Here is a 17,297-nt window from a genome sequence, read left to right as displayed (position 1 = left end):
GCGCGCCTCCCGCTCCGCCCTGCGGCATCCCTCCCATGCCGGCGATGCCGGCGCAACGCGGCTTGGCCAGGGCGCGGCAGCATGGTGAATTGCCGCCATGTCGCACCCCATCCCCGCCATCCTCGCCCATCTCGACCAGCAGGCCCCCGCCGCCGAGGTGCGGCTGATCGACTGGCTGCGCATCCCGAGCATCAGCGCCCAGCCGGCCCATGCCGGCGATTGCCTGCGCGCCGCCGACTGGCTGCGCGACCAGCTCCAGGGCATGGGCTTCACCGCCAGCGTGCGGCCGACCGCGGGGCATCCGGTGGTGGTCGGGCACCATCCCGGGCCAGGGGGCGGGGCTGGGGGCGGGGATGCCGCGCCGCACCTGCTCTTCTACGGCCATTACGACGTGCAGCCGGCCGATCCGCTGCCGCTCTGGACCTCGCCGCCCTTCGAGCCGGTGGTGGTGCAGGGCAGGCATGGGCCGCGCCTCGTCGCCCGCGGCGCGGTGGACGACAAGGGCCAGTGCGCCATGTGGCTGGATTCGCTCCGCGCCTGGCACGCCGTCGCCGGCGGCCCGCCCTGCCGCGTCACGGTGCTGGTCGAGGGCGAGGAGGAGGTCGGCAGCCCGAATCTCGACGCCTTCCTCGCCGCCAACCGGGCCGAGCTGGCGGCGGATGTGGCCGTCATCAGCGATACCGGCATGTGGGACATCGACACGCCGGCCATCACCACGCGGCTGCGCGGCATGGTCTATGCGCAGATCGACCTGCGGGCGGCGCGGCGCGACCTGCATTCCGGCCTCTATGGCGGCTCGGCGCGCAACCCCATCAACCTCCTCGCCCGGATCCTCGGCGAGCTGCAGGATGCCGAGGGCCGCATCCGGATCCCCGGCTTCTATGACGGCATCGCCGAGATCTCCGCGGCGCAGCGCGCCGAATGGGAGGCGCTCGGCTTCGACGAGGCGGCCTTCCTCGGCGAGATCGGCCTCTCCATCCCCGCGGGCGAGCGGGGCCGCGCGCCGCTCGAGCGGCTCTGGGCGCGGCCGACCGCCGATCTCAACGGCATCTGGGGCGGCTATATGGGCGAGGGCAGCAAGACCGTCATCGCCGCCGAGGCGCATGCCAAGCTCTCCTGCCGCCTCGTGCCCGGCCAGGACCCGCAGGCCGTGGCCGAGGGCATCCGCCGCTTCGTCGCCGAGCGCCTGCCGGCGGATTGCACGGCCGAGGTGCAGGTCTTCAGCTCCACGCCGGGCATCGAGGTGCCGGCGGACAGCCCCTGGGTGCAGGCGGCGCGCCGGGCCCTCTCCGCCGAATACGGCCGGCCGGCGGTGCTGATGGGCAGCGGCGGTTCCATCCCCGTGGTCGAGAGCCTGAAACGGCTGCTCGGCCTCGACAGCCTGCTGGTCGGCTTCGGGCTGAACGACGACCAGGTGCACAGCCCGAACGAGAAATTCGAGCTCCGCTGCCTGCACAAGGGCGCCCGCAGCCATGCCCGGCTGCTGGCCGAGCTGGCCGGGCGCGCGACGTGAGCGGGCCGCGCCGCCCGCCGGCGCTGCGCCGCTCCTGGTTGTTCCTGCCGGGGGCCGAGGCGGGGGTGCTGTGGGCGGCGCCCGGCCTTGGCGCCGATGTGCTGATCCAGGAGCTGGAGGATTTCTGCCCGGCCGAGCGCCGCCCGGCCGCCCGCGCCCTCTGCCGCGACCTGTTCGATAGTTGGCGCGCCGCCGGCGCCCTGGCCGCGGTGCGCATCAACCCGCTCGAGGCGTGCGGCCGCGAGGACCTCGCCGCCGCCATGGCGGGGCGGCCGGACCTCGTGCTGATGAGCAAGGTCGCCGCGCCAGCCCAGGTCGCGGCGCTGGAGGCGGCCATCGCCGCGCTGGAGGAGGCGCCGGGCCGCACCGAGATCGTGCCGAACATCGAGACCGCCGCGGGGGTGGTCCGCACCCTCGCCATCGCCGGGGCGAGCCCGCGCGTCACCGCCTGCCTCATCGCCGCCGAGGACCTCGCCGCCGATCTCGATGCCGAGCGGACCTTGGAGGGCACGGAGCTCGCCCATGCCCGCAGCCGCTTCCTGCTCGAATGCACCGCCGCCGGGGTGGTGGCCATCGACTGCCCCTTCACCTTCGGCGATCTCGCCGCGGCCGAGGCCGATCTGCGCCGGGCCCGCTCCCTCGGCTTCAAGGCGAAGAGCATCGTGAACGGCGACCAGGTGGCGCTGGTCAACCGGCTGCTGACGCCCTCGGCCGAGGAGGTGGCGAAGGCCCGCCGCATGGTCGCGGCCTTCGAGGCGGCGCGGGCGCGCGGCGAGGACCGGGCCGAGGTGGACGGGCTCTTCGTCGAGGTGCCGACCTATCTCGCGGCGCAGCGGCTGCTGCGGCGGGCGGCGGCGCTGGCCGGCACCGGCTGACCCGCGCTGCGACTCACGGCAGCACCTTCCCCGGATTCATCCGGCCCTCCGGGTCGAGCGCGCCCTTGATGCTGCGCATCACATCGAGGGCGACGGGGTTCTTGTGCGTCGCCATGGCGTGCCGCTTGCTTTGGCCGATGCCGTGCTCGGCCGAGAAGCTGCCCCCGAGGGAGACGGCGATGCCGTTCACCAGCGCCTCCATCGCCCCGGCCCGCTCGGCCCAGGCGGCGCGGTCGGTCCAGCCGGCCGGCGCCAGGAGCGAGAGATGGATGTTGCCGTCGCCGGCATGGCCGATGGCGGCCATGCGCCCCTCTGGCCAGCGCGCCTTCAGCTCCCGCTCGGCGGTGTTGACGAAGGCCGGCACCGCCGAGACCGGCACCGCCGTATCGGTGCCGACCGCCGGGCCCTCGCGCCGGGCGCAATCCGGGTAGTCCTCCCGGATCTTCCAGATCATGGCCCGCTGCGCCTCGCTCTCGGCGATCACCGCATCCAGCGCCTCGCCGCCCTCGAGCGCCGCAGCCAGCGTTTCCTCCAGCATCTCGCGCAGCGGCACCGAGGGATGCGCCGCGGCGATTTCCACCATCACGTACCAGGGCGAGTCGAGCGGCAGCGGCATGCGCAGCCCGACCCCGTGCCGCTCCGCCATCTGCAGGCAGAAGCGCGCGCAGAGCTCGAAGCCGACCACCTCGGCGCCGCATTCCATGATGCGGCCATAGAGCGAGAGGGCGGCATCCGGGCTCGGCACCGCGACGAAGGCGCTCTCGATGCGCCGCAGCGCCGGCACCAGACGCAGCGCCGCAGCGGTGATGATACCGAGCGTGCCCTCGCCGCCGATGAAGAGATGCCGCAGCGCATAGCCGCTGTTGTCCTTGCGGACCCGCCGCAGGTCGTCCAGCACCCGCCCGTCCGGCAGCACCACCTCGAGCCCCAGCACCAGCTCCCGCGCATTGCCCCAGCGCAGGGTGCGGATGCCGCCGGCATTGGTCGAGAGCATGCCGCCGATCTGCGCCGTGCCCTGGGCGCCCCACTGGATGGGGAAGAGCCGCCCCGCCTCGGCCGCCGCCTGCTGCACCGTCTGCACCACGCAGCCGGCCTCGGCGACGAGGGAGAAGTCGCGGGCGTCGAGGTCGCGGATGCGGTTGAGGCGTTCGAGGGAGAGCACCACCGAGGCCGGGCCGTTCGCCGCCGGCACCGCGGCGCCGGAGAGGCCGGTGCGCCCCCCCGCTGGCACGATGGCGAGGCCGAGCGCGGCGCAGCGCCGCACCGCCTCGGCCACCTCCGCCGTGCTGCCCGGGCGCAGCACCGCATCCGGCTCGCCCCGCCAGGTGCCGCGCCAGTCCACCGCATAGGGGGCGATATCGGCCGGGTCGCGGAGGAGGTTCTTCGAGCCGACGATATCGGCGAGCGTGTCGAGCGGGGTCATTCCGGGCGTTGTCCTCCTCCCCCATCCTCGGCCGGGGCCGGGGGCGTTTCAACCCCCGCCTGCCCCTCCGGTCCCCCCCCTTGGCCTCCCCCTCTGGCCCCCGGCGCCCCCCTGGGCTTCACTGCGCCGCGCAGGATCGCTGCGATGCAACGGGTGGGAACGGATGAGCGAGGCAGTGCCGCAGAGCGCGGATTACGTGGTGGTGGGCGCCGGCTCGGCCGGCTGCGCGGTGGCGGCGCGGCTCTCGGAGGATCCCTCGGTCCGGGTGGTGCTGATCGAGGCCGGGGCGCGCGACCGCAGCCCCTGGCTGCACGTGCCGATCGGCTACGCCAAGACCATGTACCATCCGACCCTGTCCTGGAATCTGGTCACCGAGCCGGAGCCGGAACTGGAGGGGCGGCGCATCGCCTGGCCGCGCGGTCGCACCCTCGGCGGCTCCTCGGCCATCAACGGGCTGCTCTATGTCCGCGGCCAGAAGGAGGATTACGACCACTGGCGCCAGCTCGGCTGCACCGGCTGGTCCTTCGAGGACGTGCTGCCCTATTTCCGGCGCTCCGAGGACCAGGAGCGCGGCGCCTCGGCGCTGCACGGCACCGGCGGGCCGCTCGCCGTCTCCGACCTGCGCGACCGCAACCCGCTCGCCCTCGCCTTCATCGAGGCCGCCGCCGAGCTCGGCTTTCCGCGCAACCCGGATTTCAACGGTGAGCAGCAGGAGGGCGCCGGCTTCTACCAGGTGACGGCGCGCGGCGGCTGGCGCTGCAGCAGCGCGACCGCCTATCTGAAGCCGGCGCGGCAGCGGCCCAACCTCACCGTGGTCACCGAGGCGCATGCCGCCGGGCTGCTGATGGAGGGGCGGCGCGCCGCCGGGGTGCGCCTCACCCGGGGCGGCACGCCCTTCACCATCCGGGCGGAGCGCGAGGTGATCCTCTCGGCCGGCGCCATCGCCTCGCCGCATCTGCTGCTGCTCTCGGGCATCGGCCCGGCCGAGCACCTGCACGCCGTCGGCGTGCCGGTGGTGCACGACCTGCCCGCGGTCGGGCGCAACCTGCAGGACCATTTCCAGGCGCGGCTGGCGATCCGGGTGAAGGGGCCGGGCAGCCTCAACACCCGCGTCGCCAGCCTCTGGGGCAAGGCGCTGATGGGGGCCGAATTCGCGCTTCGCCGCAGCGGCCCGCTGACGGTGAGCGCCGGCACCGCCGGGCTCTTCGCCCGCGTGCTGCCGGGCAGCGCCTCGCCCGACGTGCAATACCATTTCCTGCCCTTCAGCACGGCGAAGACGATGCTGGAGCTGCACGACTTCCCGGGCATGACCATCAGCGCCTGCCAGCTTCGGCCGGAGAGCCGCGGCACCATCACCCTGGCCGGCCCGGACCCGATGCAGAAGGCGCTGATCCACGCCAACTACCTCAGCGCCGAGACCGATCGCCGCTGCATGGTGGAGGGCATCAAGCTCGCCCGCCGACTGGCCGCGACGCGGGCCTTCGCGCCCTTCGTCGAGGAGGAGGTGGTGCCCGGCGCCGCGGCGGCCAGCGACGAGGATGTGCTCGACTTCATCCGCCGCACCGGCACCACGATCTACCACCCGAGCGGCACCTGCCGCATGGGCGGCGACCCGGCGAGCGTGGTGGATCCGGAGCTGCGGGTGCGCGGCATTGAGGGGCTGCGGGTGGCGGATGCCGCGATCATGCCGACCGTCGTCTCCGGCAACACCAACGCGCCCTCCATCATGATCGGCGAGAAATGCGCCGACCTGGTGAAGGCCGCAGCGCGGCGGAAGCTGGCGGCATAAGCCGGGCACCGAGGGGCCGCGGCGGCGCCACGCCTACCGGCTCCCGCTGCCCGGCGCCCCAGGTCGCATCCCGGCGCGCCACTCATCGGCGCCGAGGCTCTCCTCGATCGCCAGAAGCTCCGTCGCCAGGGCGCCGCGCGGGTCGCGCTCCGCCCCCTCGTCAATGCAGCGCTTGGCGAGGCGGAGGGCAAGCGGCGGCGCGGCGAGGATGGCAGCGGCGAGGCCGGCCAGCTCCGCCTCCAGCGCCTCGGGCGCGACCAGCCGCGTCACCAGCCCATGCGCCAGCGCTTCCGCGGCCGAGAGGCTGCGGCCGGTGAGCATCATATCCTTGGCCAGCCGCCGGCCGAGCACCCGCGGCAGGCGCTGCGTCGCGCCGACCGTGCCGCGCAGCGCCTCCGGCGTGCGGAAGCTCGCCGCCGGCGTCGCCACGACGAAGTCGCAGGCGGCGGCGATCTCGCAGCCCGAGCCGATCGCCGGCCCCTCCACCACCGCGGCCACCGGCATGGGCAGCGCCTCGATCGCGGCATAAGCGGCGAAGCCCTTCAGGCGGCGGGCGCGCACCGCATCCTCGCCCATCCCGCGCCGCTCCTTGAGGTCGGCGCCGGCGCAGAAGACCGGGCCGGCGGCCCGGACCAGCACCAGACGCGCCCCATCCGCCGCGGCGCGCCGGGCCTGCGCGACGATCGCCTCGGCCATCGCCAGGTCGAAGGCGTTGCGCGCCGCCGGGCGGTTCAGCCGCAGCGTGACCAGCCCGCCCTCGCCCGCCTCGTAAAGCACCGTCTCGTTCATGGCCGCAGCCCCGGCGCGTCGATCCAGGCCTTCAGCCCGCGCAGCATCGCCGGCGGGTACTGCGCCGCCGCCAGGGCGAGCCCGCAGGCGGTCTCGAGCAGCGCCGCGCCGGGCACGACGCGGTTGACCAGGCGCAGCGCCAGGGCTTCCGGCGCCAGCACCTCGCGCCCCGTCGCCAACATCTCGAAGCCGAGCTTGGGGCCGAGATGGCGCAGCAATTGCGGCCCGACCAGGGTCGGCCAGATGCCGTGCCGCGCCTCCGGCCAGGTGATGCGCAGATCCTCGGCCGCCACCACCATGTCGCAGCCGAGCATCAGCGAGGCGCCCATCCCGACCACCCGCCCGTGCACGGCGGCGACCACCGGCTTGGCGGTGGCGCGCGGCGCGGCGAGCAGCACATCGGCGAGCGCCGCGCGCTCCTGCCAGGCGGCGTCATCCGCCGCCAGCGCCCGCCGCTCCTCCAGGTCGCCGCCGGCGCAGAAGCCAGGTCCCTCTGCGGCGATGACCAGGGCGGCGACCGCTGGATCGGCCTCGGCCTCCCGCAGCGCCGCGACCAGCGCGGCGCAGAGCGCCATGCTGAGGGCGTTGCGCTTCTCCGGCCGGTTCAGCCGCAACAGGCAGACGGCGTCGCGCCTCTCGCTCAGCAGGATCATCGGCCCGAGGCTGCCGGCCGGCCCTGGCCCGTCAAGGCGCGGCCGCCACCGGCGCCGAGCGCAGCGCCCGGCTGTCGAGCCGCCGGCCGAGCAGGCGTTCCGCCTCCAGCCCCGCCGCCCGCAGTCGCCCGGGATCGAGGCCGGTGCGGTAGCCCATGGCAGCCAGCGCCGTCGCCAGGTCCTCGGTGCAGGTATTGCCGGTATGGCCCTCGCCATAGGCGATGCCGGCCGGATGCCCGCCGGTGCCGCCGAGGGCGCAATCGGCATGGGTCAGCCCGGCCTCGATGGCGGCGAGGGTATTGGCGAGGCCGGTGCCGCGGCTGTCGTGGAAATGCGCGATGAAGGTGGCGGTCGGCAGGGCGCCGTGCAGCCAGCCGATCAGGTCGCGCACCCGCGGCGGCGTGGCGCTGCCGATGGTGTCGCCGATGGCGATCCGGGTCACGCCGAGCTCGGCAAAGCGCCTGGCATCCTCCAGCACGCGCTCCTGCGGCGTCGGCCCGTCGAAGGGGCAGTCGAAGGCGGTGCTGATGGTGCCGACCATGAGGAAGGCGTCGCGGGCGAGCGCCGCCATCTCGGCGACATTGTCCCATTGCTCGGCGCGCGAGCGGCGCAGGTTGCGCTGCGCGTGCCCCTCGCTCGCGGAGACCAGCAGCGAGATCTCCTCCGGTCCCCAGCCTGCCTCGCGCGCCGCGAGGGCGCGGCGCACCGCCTGCGGATTCGGGCAGGTCGCCTTGAACAGCAGGCCGGGCCGCCGCCTGACGCCGCGCAGCACCGTCTCGGCATCGGCGAATTGCGGCACCTGACCGGGATGCGCGAAGCTGGTGATCTCGATCCGGCGGAAGCCGCAGCCGGCGATGCGCTCGATCATCGCGATCTTCGCCTCGGCGGGCAGCACCGCCGCCTCGTGCTGCAGCCCATCGCGGGCGAAGCATTCGCAGAGCACCACATCCGGCGCCTCCGGCGCGGCGCCGGCGGCGATCTCCGCCATCTCCGCATCGCTCGGCGTGTCGCTCATCGGCACAGCTCCCCCAGGATGGCGATGGCCCGTGCCGGGTCGCGCGCCACGCGCGCACCGGCCGCGTCCAGCGCCGCCAGCTTCGCCTCGGCGCCCTCGCGCGCCGCACCGGCCAGGGCGCCGGCATGGCCCATGCGCCGGCCCGGTGGCGCGTGCCGCCCGACCAGCATGGCGACCACCGGCTTCGGACAGCGCGGGATCGCCTCGGCCAGGGCGTATTCCTTGTCGCCGCCGATCTCCCCGCAATAGAGCACGGCCGAGACCTCCGGATCGGCGGCCAGCGCCTGCAGCCATTCATGCGGGTTGCGGCCGCAGACCGCATCGCCGCCGATATGCGCGACCAGGCGCTGACCGATGCCCGCGGCGCTCAGCAGCCGCGCCATGGTGAGCGTCAGCGTGCCGCTGCGGCAGAGCACCGCGACGCGGCCGGGCCGGCAGAAGGAGGGCGCGATGGAGCCGAGCACGCCGGCGCCCGGCACGCAGAGGCCGAGCGTGTTCGGCCCCACCATCCAGGAGCCGGCGGCGCGCGCCGCCTGCGCCGCGCGCAGGGCGTCGTGCACCGGCACGTATTCCGCGGCGACGACGAGGCTCGGGATGCCGGCGGCGGCGCGCACCGCATCCAGCACGCCCTCGGGCGGCGTGTAGATCACCGCCGCATCGGCCGGCTCCGGCAGGTCGCGCAGATCGTCGAAGAGCGGCAGGCCGTCCATGCTGCCGCCGCCGCGGCCGAGCGCGATGCCGCCGAGCAGCGCCGTGCCCGTCTCGCGCATCGCCGCGACCTGGGCGGCGGCATAGCGGCCGGTCGGGTTGAACACCACGACGCGGCGGGGGAAGCTGGCGAGGAAGGGCAGGATCGTCACGGAGGCAACGGTGCGGCTGACCGAGCATGATGGCAAGGGCGTGCTGCGCCGGCACGGCATCGCGGTGCCGCAGGGGCGCTTGCTGCGGGAAGAGCCTGGGCCGGCGGAGCATGGCATCCTGAAGGCGCAGATCCTCGAGGGCGGGCGCGGCCAGCGCGGGCTTGTGCGCCGCAGCAGCGCCGGTGAGGCACCGGCCGTCGCGGCCGCGATCCGCGCCGCGCTCGGCGACGCGGCGGCGCCCCTGCTGCTGGAGGAGGCGCTGCCCCTCGCCCGCGAGATCTACCTGACGCTCCGCATCGACGGCACGGCGCAGTGCATCGAGCTGCTCTGCGCGCCGGAGGGCGGCATGGCGGTGGAGCAGTCGCCGCATCTGCTGCGCTGCGGCATCGAGCCGGAGGCGCCGGGCGCGCTGGAGACGCTCTTCGCCACGCTGCGCGGCGGCTTCGCGCCCGATCTCGCGGCGCGGCTGGCCCGGCTGGCGCTGCGCCTCGCCCGCATCCTGCGGGACGAGGATCTCGAATTGCTGGAGGTGAACCCGCTCGGCCTGCTGCCGGATGGCCGCCTCGTCGCCTGCGACGCCAAGCTGGTGCGCGACGATGCGGCGGGTTTTCGACAGGCCGCGCCGGATCTCTCGGCGGCGCTTGAGGAGGCGGCGCTGACGCCCCTGGAGCGCCGCGCCCGGGCGGAAGGGTTCCAGCTCGTCGAGTTGCCGGGCGGGACGGTGGCGATGATCACCGCCGGCGCCGGGCTCGGCATGCTGATGCTCGACCTGTTGGCCGATGCCGGCTGCCCCGCCGCCTGCTTCATGGACAACGCCAATGGCGGCCCGGCCGAGACCATGCCCGAGCGCCTCGCCCTCGCCTTCGAGATCGCCCGGCGGGAGGAGGTGAAGGCGGTGATGTTCTTCACCACCCTGGCCTCGCGCGGCCTGCGCGGCCGGGTCGAGGCGCTGGCCGCGGCGCTGCGCGCGCATCCGCCGACCAAACCCTTCCTCGCCGGCATCGCCGCCGGCCATGCGGCGCTCAGGGGCTATCCGCTGGACCAGGCGCGAGCCGACCTCGCCGCGGTCGGCGTCACCGCGCTGCACGACAACCCGCACGACCTGGTGCGGGCAGTGGCGGCAGCGGTCCGGGGCTGAACCCGGCGCAGCGTATCAGAAGCGGCGGTGGCCGCGCACGCGCACCGGCACCAGGATCGGCTGCGGCCGTAGCGGGAAGCCGCCGCGACCGGCATCCTCGGGCCGGGATGCGAAGGCCACGGCCGCCGCGAATTGCGCGCTGCCGAAGACGATGCCTGAGAAGAACCAAAGCATGGCGATGGGCAGGGCCCCTCCGGCGGGTCCCACCAGCAACCGGCCGATGCCGCCCGGATCGGTTTCGATCAGGGCGATGACAAAGAGCGCCGCGATGCCAAAACCAACGGCGCCGTTGAGGGCGAGGGTGCGGTGGAGGGGCATGGGCTCTTAATCGCGTGAAGCGGGCTTGGGTTCACTGACTGCGACGCGTCGCATGCGGCGCGAGCCAGCCGAGACTGGCCTCCGGCTCGGCATCGGTGGTCGGCAGGTAGGGCTTGATGTCGAGCAGCGGCGTGCCGCTGGCGCAATCGAGGTTGTGGACCCGCAGGATGCCGGGCCCGGCGAAGCCGGCGAAGCGCACCACCGAGAGCGCGAGGGGATTGGGCCGGCAGGGCGCGCGGGTGGCGAAGACGCCGCGCCGCTCGCCATCGAAGGGCGGCCGGATGACCAGCGCGGGCGCCGGGGCGCGATCGAGCCAGTAGAGCAGGATCAGATGGCTGAACCCCTCCAGGCCGAGCAGTCCTTCCCGGTAGTCCGGGGCGATGACGGCGCGGCATTCCGGCGGCGGGCCGGGCTGGCGGCCGTTGCGCGGGCAGTCGGTCGGGCTCCGCCAAGGGGTTTCCAGATGGCCGATCGGGGCGAGGGTCACGGGGGCCATGCCGGGCTCCTGCTGAATGGGCGGGCGTGGACAGGCGCTGTAGGCTTCGCGCCGGGTGGAGGAAAGACGATGACGGGACCGGCTCGGCGCAGCCTTCTGGCGGTTCTGGCGATGGGCGGGGCGCTCCGCCCGGCCCGCGCGCAACCCGCCTGGCCCAGCCGCCCCATCCGCTTCGTCAGCCCCTTCGCGCCGGGCGGGCCGCATGAGGTCCCGGCCCGCACCATCGCCGAGCATCTCACCCAGCGCCTCGGCCAGCCGATGGTGATCGAATCCCGCCTGGGCGCCGGCAGCGCGGTCGGCACGCAATTCGTCGCCCGCGAGCCGGACGGCCACACCTTCCTCGTCACCACAACCTCCTTCGCCACCCTGCCGGCGATCATGAAGGATCCGGGCTTCGACGCCTTCACCGACCTCGTGCCGGTGACGCTGATCTCCGAGAGCTCGCTGCTGCTCGCCTGCCGCGCCGATGCGCCCTTCGCCGACCTCGCCGGGCTGCTGGCCGCGGCGCGGGCGCGGCCGGGCCGGATCAGCCTCGGCTCGGCCGGCATCGGCTCCTCGACGCATCTCGCCATGGCGCTGCTGCAGCACCTCGCCGGCATCGAGCTGCTGCACGTGCCCTATCGCGGTGTCTCGCAATCCCTCGCGGCGCTGCTCGCCGGCGATATCGAACTCTGGCTCGGCGATCCCTCGATCCCGGCCGGTGCGCTGCAGGAAGGGCGGGTGCGGCCGCTCGCCGTCACCACCGCCGCGCGCAGCCCGGCCCTGCCGGCGGTGCCGGCCATCGCCGAGGCGGTTCCCGGCTATGCCGTGCCCTTCTGGTTCGCCCTGCTCGGCGGCCGCGCCGTGCCGCCCGCGGCGGTGACCCGGCTGATGCAGGAGATGGCGCCGCTGCGCGCCCCCGACAGCCCGCTCTCGCGCCGCATGGCCGGGCTCGGCGCGACGCTGCTGCTCACCGGGCCGGAGGCGCTGACGGCGCGGCTGCACCAGGAGATCCCGCAATGGCGGCAGGTGGCGGCCGCCGCCGGGATCACGCCGGAATAGGCGCCTCCGCGGCCGCGAGCGCCCGGAGCAGCCGCGCGGCCAGGGCCGGGTACTGTCCTGGCAAGGTGCCGGCGAAGGCCTCGCCGCGACTGCTCGGCAGATCGGCGTACTGGATGGGCGCCGTGAACTGGGCGGCGGTCAGGCCGAGGCACCGGCGCTCGATCCGATTTTGGAAATGCCAGCCGGCCGGCAGCGGCGTCTTCAGGATCTCGCCACCCGACCAGTCCCGCACCACCAGTGCCGTGACATCGCACTGGCCGAGCACCGGATTGTCCGGTCGCCAGTGCCGGCTCGATGCCGGCGACCCGGCGCAGCGCCGCTAGCAGGGCCTCGGGCGTCACGCCGGCGGCGGCACCACCGCGCCGTCCAGCAACGCCTCGATCTCCGCCTCCGCATAGCCGGCCTCGGCCAGCACCGCCCGCGCATCGGCCGAGAGGCGCGGCGCCAGCGGCAACGCGTCCGGCCCGGCGGCGGAGAAGGTGACGGGGCGGCCGAGCCCGGTCATCGGCCCTTCGGTCCGGTGGACCTCCCGCCGCAGCAGCCCGGTCTCCCAGAGATGCGGGTCCTCCAGCAGCCCCTCGATCGTCGCATAGGGCATGGCGGGGATCTCGCGCCGGCGGAACTCCGCGGCCCATTCGGCGGTGGTGCGGCGGCGCAGCGCCTCGGCGCGCAGGGTGAAGTAGGCGTCGACGTTGCGGAAGCGCGCGGCGACGCTGTTGAAGCGCGGATCGTCCTTCAGCTCCGGCCGGCCGATCGCGGCGAAGAAGGCGAAGGCCTGGGCATCGGTATTGGCGGAGACGGCGATGTAGCCATCCGCTGTCGGGATCGGCTTCGCATCCGGGTTCATGACGCGCGGATCGCCGGTCGGGCCCTCGGGGTCGAAGGTGCGGCGGAACATGTGCTCGGTGAGCACGAAATGCGCCATGCTCTCATACATCGGCACCTCGATCGCCTGCCCCTCGCCGCTGCGCTCGCGGGCATAGAGCGCGGCGGTGATGGCCTGGCTGGCGATGATGCCGGTGATGTGGTCGCAGAGCACGAAGGGCGCGAAGCGCGGCTCTCCCAGCACGCGGCCGAGCGCCGCGGCGAAGCCTGACATGCCCTGGATGATGGTGTCATAGGCCGGGCTGTCATGGTGCCGGCCGCGGCGGCCGAAGCCGGCGATGACGCAGAAGACGAGGCGCGGATTCTGCGGGTGCAGCGCCTCCCAGGTGATGCCGAGGCGCTCCAGCGCGCCGCCGCGCATGTTGGTCACCAGCACGTCGGCCTGCGCCGCCAGCCGCGCCAGCACCCGGCGTCCCGCCGCGGTCTTCAGGTCGACCGCGATGCTGCGCTTGCCGCGGTTGAAATGGATGAATTTCGGCGACATGTCCGGCGAGGGCGCCGGGCCGCCGAGCTTGCGCAGCAGATCGCCCTCCGGCGCCTCCAGCTTGATCACCTGCGCCCCCTGCTCAGCCAGCGTCAGGGTGCAGGACGGGCCGACCACCACCGCGGTGAGGTCGAGCACCTTCACCCCGCTGAGCGGGCCCTGCCCCGCCGCTTTCCCGCTCATGCCGCGGCCTCGGCGAGGCATTCGAAGGCGAGCCGCCCGGCGGCGTCGAGCGCCCAGAGCCGGGCCCGGCCCAGCGTCTCGGCATGGCAGGCGAGCGTCACCGGGCGACCGACGAAGAGCGGCCGGCCGGCGCGGGTGGTGACGCTGCGGAGCCGGCCGGGCAGGTGCCGCTTCGCCAGTTCGGTCAGCCGGGTCGTGGTGATGCCGCCATTGACCACCAGTGCCGGATAGCCCTCGGCGCCCGTCGCATAGTCCGAGTCGTAATGGATGCGGTGGCCGTTGTTGGTGACGGCGGAATAGCGGAAGAGCAGCACCGGGTCCGGCGTGAAGACCTCGCGCGTCGCCTCCTCGGGCACCGCCGGCGGCGCCGCCTCGGGCGCCGCGGCGCCCGAGGGTCCGGCGGGGGCGGCGTCGCGGAAGACCAGGTCCTGCTCCTCCACCACGCATTCGCGCCCGCCGCTCTCGATGCCGTGGCGGATGGTGACGAAGACCATGGCGCCGCTGCGCCCCTGCTTCGGGGTGATGGCGGCAATGCGGGAGACGCGCCGGACCTCGGAGCCGATCTCGACCGGCGCGACGAACCATGTGCGCCGCCCGGCGAACATGCGCCGCGGCAGCGGCACCGGCGGCAGGAAATCGCCCTTCGCCGGATGCCCGTCCGGGCCGAGCGCCGATTGCCGCGCCAGCGGCCCGAACAGCACCACATGCCAGCCCTCGGGCATCGGCGCGCCGCGGCGGATCAGGCCTGGATCCTGGTCCAGCAGGGCGGCGAGACGGCGCAGCAGCACCGGGCTGGCCTCGTCCTCCGCGACCGCCTCGCGGCCGATCCAGTCGCGTAGCGCGGCCTCGTCCATGCCCGTCCTCCCTCGCCGGACAGTCTTCCGGGCGGGTCCAAGGCTGTCAAACGGGGCGCCGCGCCCATGGGCCCGGCCTCAGCGCGGCTCCACCTTGCGGTCGCCGCCGGAGGTGCCGGGCGGCGGGATGACCGGCGTGGTGCGCGGATCCGGCACCGGCGCCGGAGCCTGGATGCCAGGATCGACCCGTGCCGGCGGCTGGATCACGCCGCCGGGCGGCGCGGCCGGCGGCGCGGTGTCGCTGCGCGGCGGCGGCATGGGCTGCGCCGGCCGAGCGGGCCGTTCCGTTTGTGCCAGGGCGCAGCCGCCCGACAGGATCAGCGCCGCCAGGCCGATGCCGTATCGCCGCATGCCTCCCCTCCATGTTCCGAACGGGCCGCCAACGCCGGCTGCGGGGCGGGGTTCGCCGCGCCGGCCGGTTCAGCCCATGCGCAGCGCGCCGCTCTCGGCGAGGCCCGCGATCTCGGCCTCGGTGAAGCCGGCCTCGGCGAGGATCGCCGCGCCATCGGCGCCGAGCCGCGGCGATGGCGCGCGCGGGCCGGTCGGGGTGGCGGAGAAGGTGACGGGGATGGCCATGCGGGTCACCCGCCCCTCGGTTGGGTGCTCCTCGGCCTCGAAGAAGCCGGTCGCCTGCAGATGCGGGTCCTCGAAGATGCTCTCGAGCGTATGCACCGGCGTCACCGGCAGGTCCGCCGCCTCGAGCAGCGCCAGCCATTCGGCGCTGCTGCGCTTGCGGAACTCCTCGGCCAGCATGGCCAGCACCGCGTCGATATGCCGGGTGCGCGTGGCATGGCTGGCGAAGCGCGGATCGGTCGAGACCAGGTCCGGCCAGCCGACGGCGGCGCAGAAGGCGCGCCACTGCCGGTCGTTGTAGATCATGGTGCAGACGAAGCCGTCCTTGGTCCGGTAGGGGCGGCGATCGGGCGAGAGCAGTCGCCCGTAGCCGCCGCCATCGAGCGGTGGGTCGAAGACGCGGCCGCCGAGATGGTCGCCGAGCACGAAGGTCAGCATGGTCTCGAACATCGGCACCTCGACGAGCTGCCCCTCGCCCGTGCGCAGCTGGTGCACCAGCGCCGCGTTCACCGCGCTCGCCGCCATCAACCCGGTGATGCGGTCCGCCATGGCGAGCGGCACGTAGCGCGGCTCGCCGCCATTCACCTGGGCGTTCAGCCCGGCGATCAGCGCCGCGCCCTGCATCAGGTCGTCATAGGCCGGGCGCGGCGCATAGGGCCCGTTCTGGCCGTAGCCGAGGACGCTGGCATAGACGAGGCGCGGATTGGCCTCGCGCAGCGCCGGGTAGTCGAGGCCGAGCCGCGCCATGGCGGCCGGGCGGATATTGGTCACCAGCACATCCGCCTGCCGCGCCAGCCGCAGCAGCGCCGCCCGCGCCTCCAGCCGCTTCAAGTCGAGGGCGATGCTGCGCTTGCCGCGGTTGATGGTGATGAACATGCAGCCCATGCCGGGGCTGCGGCCGGGGCCGATGAGGCGCACCACATCGCCCTCCGGCGCCTCCACCTTGGTCACCTCGGCGCCCATCTCGGCGAGGAGCTGGGTGCAATAGGGCCCGACCAGCACCGTGGTCAGGTCGAGGACACGAATGCCCGCCAGCGGTCCGGCTCCCATGGTCAGCCCCCGATCCCCGGCCGGCATGGCGTCTTGCAGCGAACCCCTGGCATCCAGAACCTCCCTCGTCCCGCCGGCGAAGCTGCGCGGGCGGCCCGGACGGGTCAACCCGCGGGCGTTCCGGTCACCATGCCGCGGGCGGCGGGCCGGCGCCCCGCCGGCCCCGCAACCGCGCGCAGCGCCGGCCGTTGCGGCCGCGCATGTCCCTGATCCAGCCCACGCCGCCGCTGCCGCCGGCCGACCTCCCTGCCCTGCTCGCCGGCCTGCGCCGCGCCCTGCCCGGCATCGCCGCCCGCGCCCCGGCGCGCGACGCCGATGGCGCCTTCCCGGCCGAGGATGTGGCGGCGCTGCGCGAGGCGGGCTTCCTCGCCGCGCCCCTGCCGCCGGAGTTCGGCGGCCAGGGCCTCGGCACCACGCCGGCCGGCGCCGCCGCGCTCTGCACCGCGCTGCGCCTGATCGGCCGCGCCAGCCTGCCCCTCGGCCGGCTCTGGGAGGGGCATGTCAATGCGCTCCGTTTGATCATGGCGCATGGCGATGCGGCGCAGCGGGCGGCGGCGGCGCGCGATGCACGGGCCGGGCGGCTCTTCGCGGTGTGGAACACCGGCGCGCCCGGCGAGCCGCCGCTCGGCATCGCGCGGGAGGGCGAGCGCATCCGCCTCACCGGCCGCAAGATCCTCTGCTCCGGCGCCGGCAGCGTCGAGCGGGCGCTGGTCACCGGCATCGCGGCGCCGGGCGAGCCGACGCGGCTGGTGCTGCTGCCGCTCGCCCCCGGCGAGCGCGCCGACCTTTCCGGCTGGACCGCGCAGGGAATGCGCGCCTCGGCGAGCGGCGCCATCGACGTCACCGGCATGGAGCTGCCCGCCGCGGCGCTGATCGGCCCGCCCGGCGCCTATGAATCGCAGCCCGACTTCGCCGCCGGTGCCTGGCGCTTCGCCGCCGTGCAAGCCGGCGGGATCGAGGCGCTGCTGGCGGCGCTGCGGGCGCATCTGCTGCGGCTCGGCCGCGGCGGCGACGCGATCCAGGCGGCACGGCTCGGCGAGGTGGCGATGCTGGCCGAGACGGCGCGGCTCTGGGTCGAGGCGGCGGCACCGCGCGCCGAGGCCGGTGATGCCGGGGAGGCGGCCATCGCCTTCACCGGCCTTGCCCGCACCGCGGTCGAGCGTGCGGCGATGGAGGCGCTGGCGCTGACCGAGCGCGCCATCGGGCTGCAGGCCTTCCTGCGGCCACAGGATGCCGAGCGGATCGCCCGCGACCTCTCGACCTATCTGCGCCAGCCGGGGCCGGACCGCGCCCTTGGCCACGCCGCCGCGCATGTGCTCGCCGCCGCGGCCGAGCCCGGCGATCTCTGGGACTGAGCA

The 17,297-nt window shown here is 74.7% G+C and carries 18 protein-coding genes; 6 read left to right on the top strand and 12 right to left on the bottom strand.

Features of this window, described 5'->3' with window-relative positions; genetic code table 11:
- Positions 1-97 precede the first annotated feature (97 nt).
- Together HJG45_RS22530 and HJG45_RS22525 are read left to right on the top strand one after the other, a co-directional pair.
- Positions 98-1,513, top strand: coding sequence for a dipeptidase (locus HJG45_RS22530; protein ID WP_171615291.1), 1,416 nt, complete (start codon positions 98-100; stop codon positions 1,511-1,513).
- Positions 1,510-2,388, top strand: coding sequence for a CoA ester lyase (locus HJG45_RS22525; RefSeq protein WP_171615289.1), 879 nt, complete (start codon positions 1,510-1,512; stop codon positions 2,386-2,388). The genes HJG45_RS22530 and HJG45_RS22525 overlap by 4 nt, the downstream gene beginning before the upstream one ends.
- Positions 2,389-2,401: 13 nt before the next feature.
- Here the strand turns inward: HJG45_RS22525 and HJG45_RS22520 are convergent, their stop codons facing one another.
- On the bottom strand, positions 2,402-3,811 hold the full coding sequence (locus HJG45_RS22520; RefSeq protein WP_171615287.1) for an FAD-binding oxidoreductase: 1,410 nt from the start codon (positions 3,809-3,811) through the stop codon (positions 2,402-2,404).
- 163 nt (positions 3,812-3,974) lie between these two features.
- On the opposite strand from HJG45_RS22520, the gene HJG45_RS22515 reads away from it, so the two are divergent.
- Positions 3,975-5,600: a GMC family oxidoreductase gene (locus HJG45_RS22515; RefSeq protein ID WP_171615286.1), complete on the top strand. Its 1,626-nt coding sequence runs from the start codon at positions 3,975-3,977 to the stop codon at positions 5,598-5,600.
- Positions 5,601-5,633: 33 nt separating this feature from the next.
- Here HJG45_RS22515 and HJG45_RS22510 read toward each other — a convergent pair whose 3' ends face one another.
- From HJG45_RS22510 to HJG45_RS22495, 4 genes are read right to left on the bottom strand one after another with little or no spacing between them, the layout of a single operon-like run.
- The gene (locus HJG45_RS22510) at positions 5,634-6,389 is read right to left on the bottom strand and encodes an enoyl-CoA hydratase/isomerase family protein (RefSeq protein WP_171615284.1); all 756 of its coding nucleotides are present in this window, start codon (positions 6,387-6,389) and stop codon (positions 5,634-5,636) included.
- Positions 6,386-7,042: an enoyl-CoA hydratase/isomerase family protein gene (locus HJG45_RS22505; RefSeq protein ID WP_171615282.1), complete on the bottom strand. Its 657-nt coding sequence runs from the start codon at positions 7,040-7,042 to the stop codon at positions 6,386-6,388. The genes HJG45_RS22510 and HJG45_RS22505 overlap by 4 nt, the downstream gene beginning before the upstream one ends.
- Positions 7,043-7,073: 31 nt before the next feature.
- A complete protein-coding gene (locus HJG45_RS22500) occupies positions 7,074-8,057 on the bottom strand; it encodes a hydroxymethylglutaryl-CoA lyase (protein WP_254452714.1) in 984 nt (327 codons plus the stop codon).
- Entirely contained in the window at positions 8,054-8,917 is an 864-nt protein-coding gene (locus tag HJG45_RS22495) for a CoA-binding protein (RefSeq protein WP_171615280.1), read from the bottom strand. The genes HJG45_RS22500 and HJG45_RS22495 overlap by 4 nt, the downstream gene beginning before the upstream one ends.
- A 10-nt stretch (positions 8,918-8,927) precedes the next feature.
- Here HJG45_RS22495 and HJG45_RS22490 point away from each other — a divergent pair, with 10 nt between their 5' ends.
- Positions 8,928-10,055 carry an ATP-grasp domain-containing protein gene (locus tag HJG45_RS22490; RefSeq protein ID WP_171615278.1) on the top strand — a complete coding sequence of 376 codons (1,128 nt, stop codon included), beginning with the start codon at positions 8,928-8,930 and terminating at the stop codon, positions 10,053-10,055.
- A 15-nt stretch (positions 10,056-10,070) separates the two neighbouring features.
- Here HJG45_RS22490 and HJG45_RS22485 read toward each other — a convergent pair whose 3' ends face one another.
- A complete protein-coding gene (locus tag HJG45_RS22485; RefSeq protein WP_171615276.1) occupies positions 10,071-10,373 on the bottom strand; it encodes a hypothetical protein in 303 nt (100 codons plus the stop codon).
- A gap of 31 nt (positions 10,374-10,404) precedes the next feature.
- Positions 10,405-10,869 carry a tRNA (N6-threonylcarbamoyladenosine(37)-N6)-methyltransferase TrmO gene (tsaA, locus tag HJG45_RS22480; protein ID WP_171615274.1) on the bottom strand — a complete coding sequence of 155 codons (465 nt, stop codon included), beginning with the start codon at positions 10,867-10,869 and terminating at the stop codon, positions 10,405-10,407.
- A 69-nt stretch (positions 10,870-10,938) separates the two neighbouring features.
- On the opposite strand from tsaA, the gene HJG45_RS22475 reads away from it, so the two are divergent.
- Positions 10,939-11,910 (top strand): tripartite tricarboxylate transporter substrate binding protein, encoded by a 972-nt coding sequence (locus HJG45_RS22475; RefSeq protein WP_171615272.1) that lies wholly within the window; start codon positions 10,939-10,941, stop codon positions 11,908-11,910.
- Here HJG45_RS22475 and HJG45_RS22470 read toward each other — a convergent pair.
- The 5 genes from HJG45_RS22470 to HJG45_RS22450 form a co-directional block, all read right to left on the bottom strand.
- Positions 11,897-12,175 carry a hypothetical protein gene (locus HJG45_RS22470; protein WP_171615270.1) on the bottom strand — a complete coding sequence of 93 codons (279 nt, stop codon included), beginning with the start codon at positions 12,173-12,175 and terminating at the stop codon, positions 11,897-11,899. The genes HJG45_RS22475 and HJG45_RS22470 overlap by 14 nt on opposite strands.
- 72 nt (positions 12,176-12,247) lie before the next feature.
- Complete coding sequence (locus tag HJG45_RS22465; RefSeq protein ID WP_171615269.1) at positions 12,248-13,462, bottom strand: CaiB/BaiF CoA-transferase family protein; 1,215 nt, start codon at positions 13,460-13,462, stop codon at positions 12,248-12,250.
- On the bottom strand, positions 13,459-14,316 hold the full coding sequence (locus HJG45_RS22460) for a MaoC family dehydratase N-terminal domain-containing protein (protein WP_171615267.1): 858 nt from the start codon (positions 14,314-14,316) through the stop codon (positions 13,459-13,461). The genes HJG45_RS22465 and HJG45_RS22460 overlap by 4 nt, the downstream gene beginning before the upstream one ends.
- A 78-nt stretch (positions 14,317-14,394) precedes the next feature.
- Positions 14,395-14,667, bottom strand: a complete 273-nt coding sequence (locus HJG45_RS22455; RefSeq protein ID WP_217363006.1) for a hypothetical protein — start codon at positions 14,665-14,667, stop codon at positions 14,395-14,397.
- Between the two features lie 69 nt (positions 14,668-14,736).
- The gene (locus HJG45_RS22450) at positions 14,737-15,939 is read right to left on the bottom strand and encodes a CaiB/BaiF CoA-transferase family protein (protein WP_171615265.1); all 1,203 of its coding nucleotides are present in this window, start codon (positions 15,937-15,939) and stop codon (positions 14,737-14,739) included.
- Positions 15,940-16,139: 200 nt separating this feature from the next.
- On the opposite strand from HJG45_RS22450, the gene HJG45_RS22445 reads away from it, so the two are divergent.
- Positions 16,140-17,294: an acyl-CoA dehydrogenase family protein gene (locus HJG45_RS22445; protein ID WP_171615263.1), complete on the top strand. Its 1,155-nt coding sequence runs from the start codon at positions 16,140-16,142 to the stop codon at positions 17,292-17,294.
- The last annotated feature ends 3 nt before the right edge of the window (positions 17,295-17,297 follow it).

The organism is Roseicella sp. DB1501 (assembly GCF_013112485.1).
Lineage (GTDB): Bacteria > Pseudomonadota > Alphaproteobacteria > Acetobacterales > Acetobacteraceae > Paracraurococcus.
The sequence above is the reverse complement of the archived record's forward strand: the minus strand, read 5'-3'. Positions and strand labels throughout refer to the sequence as shown.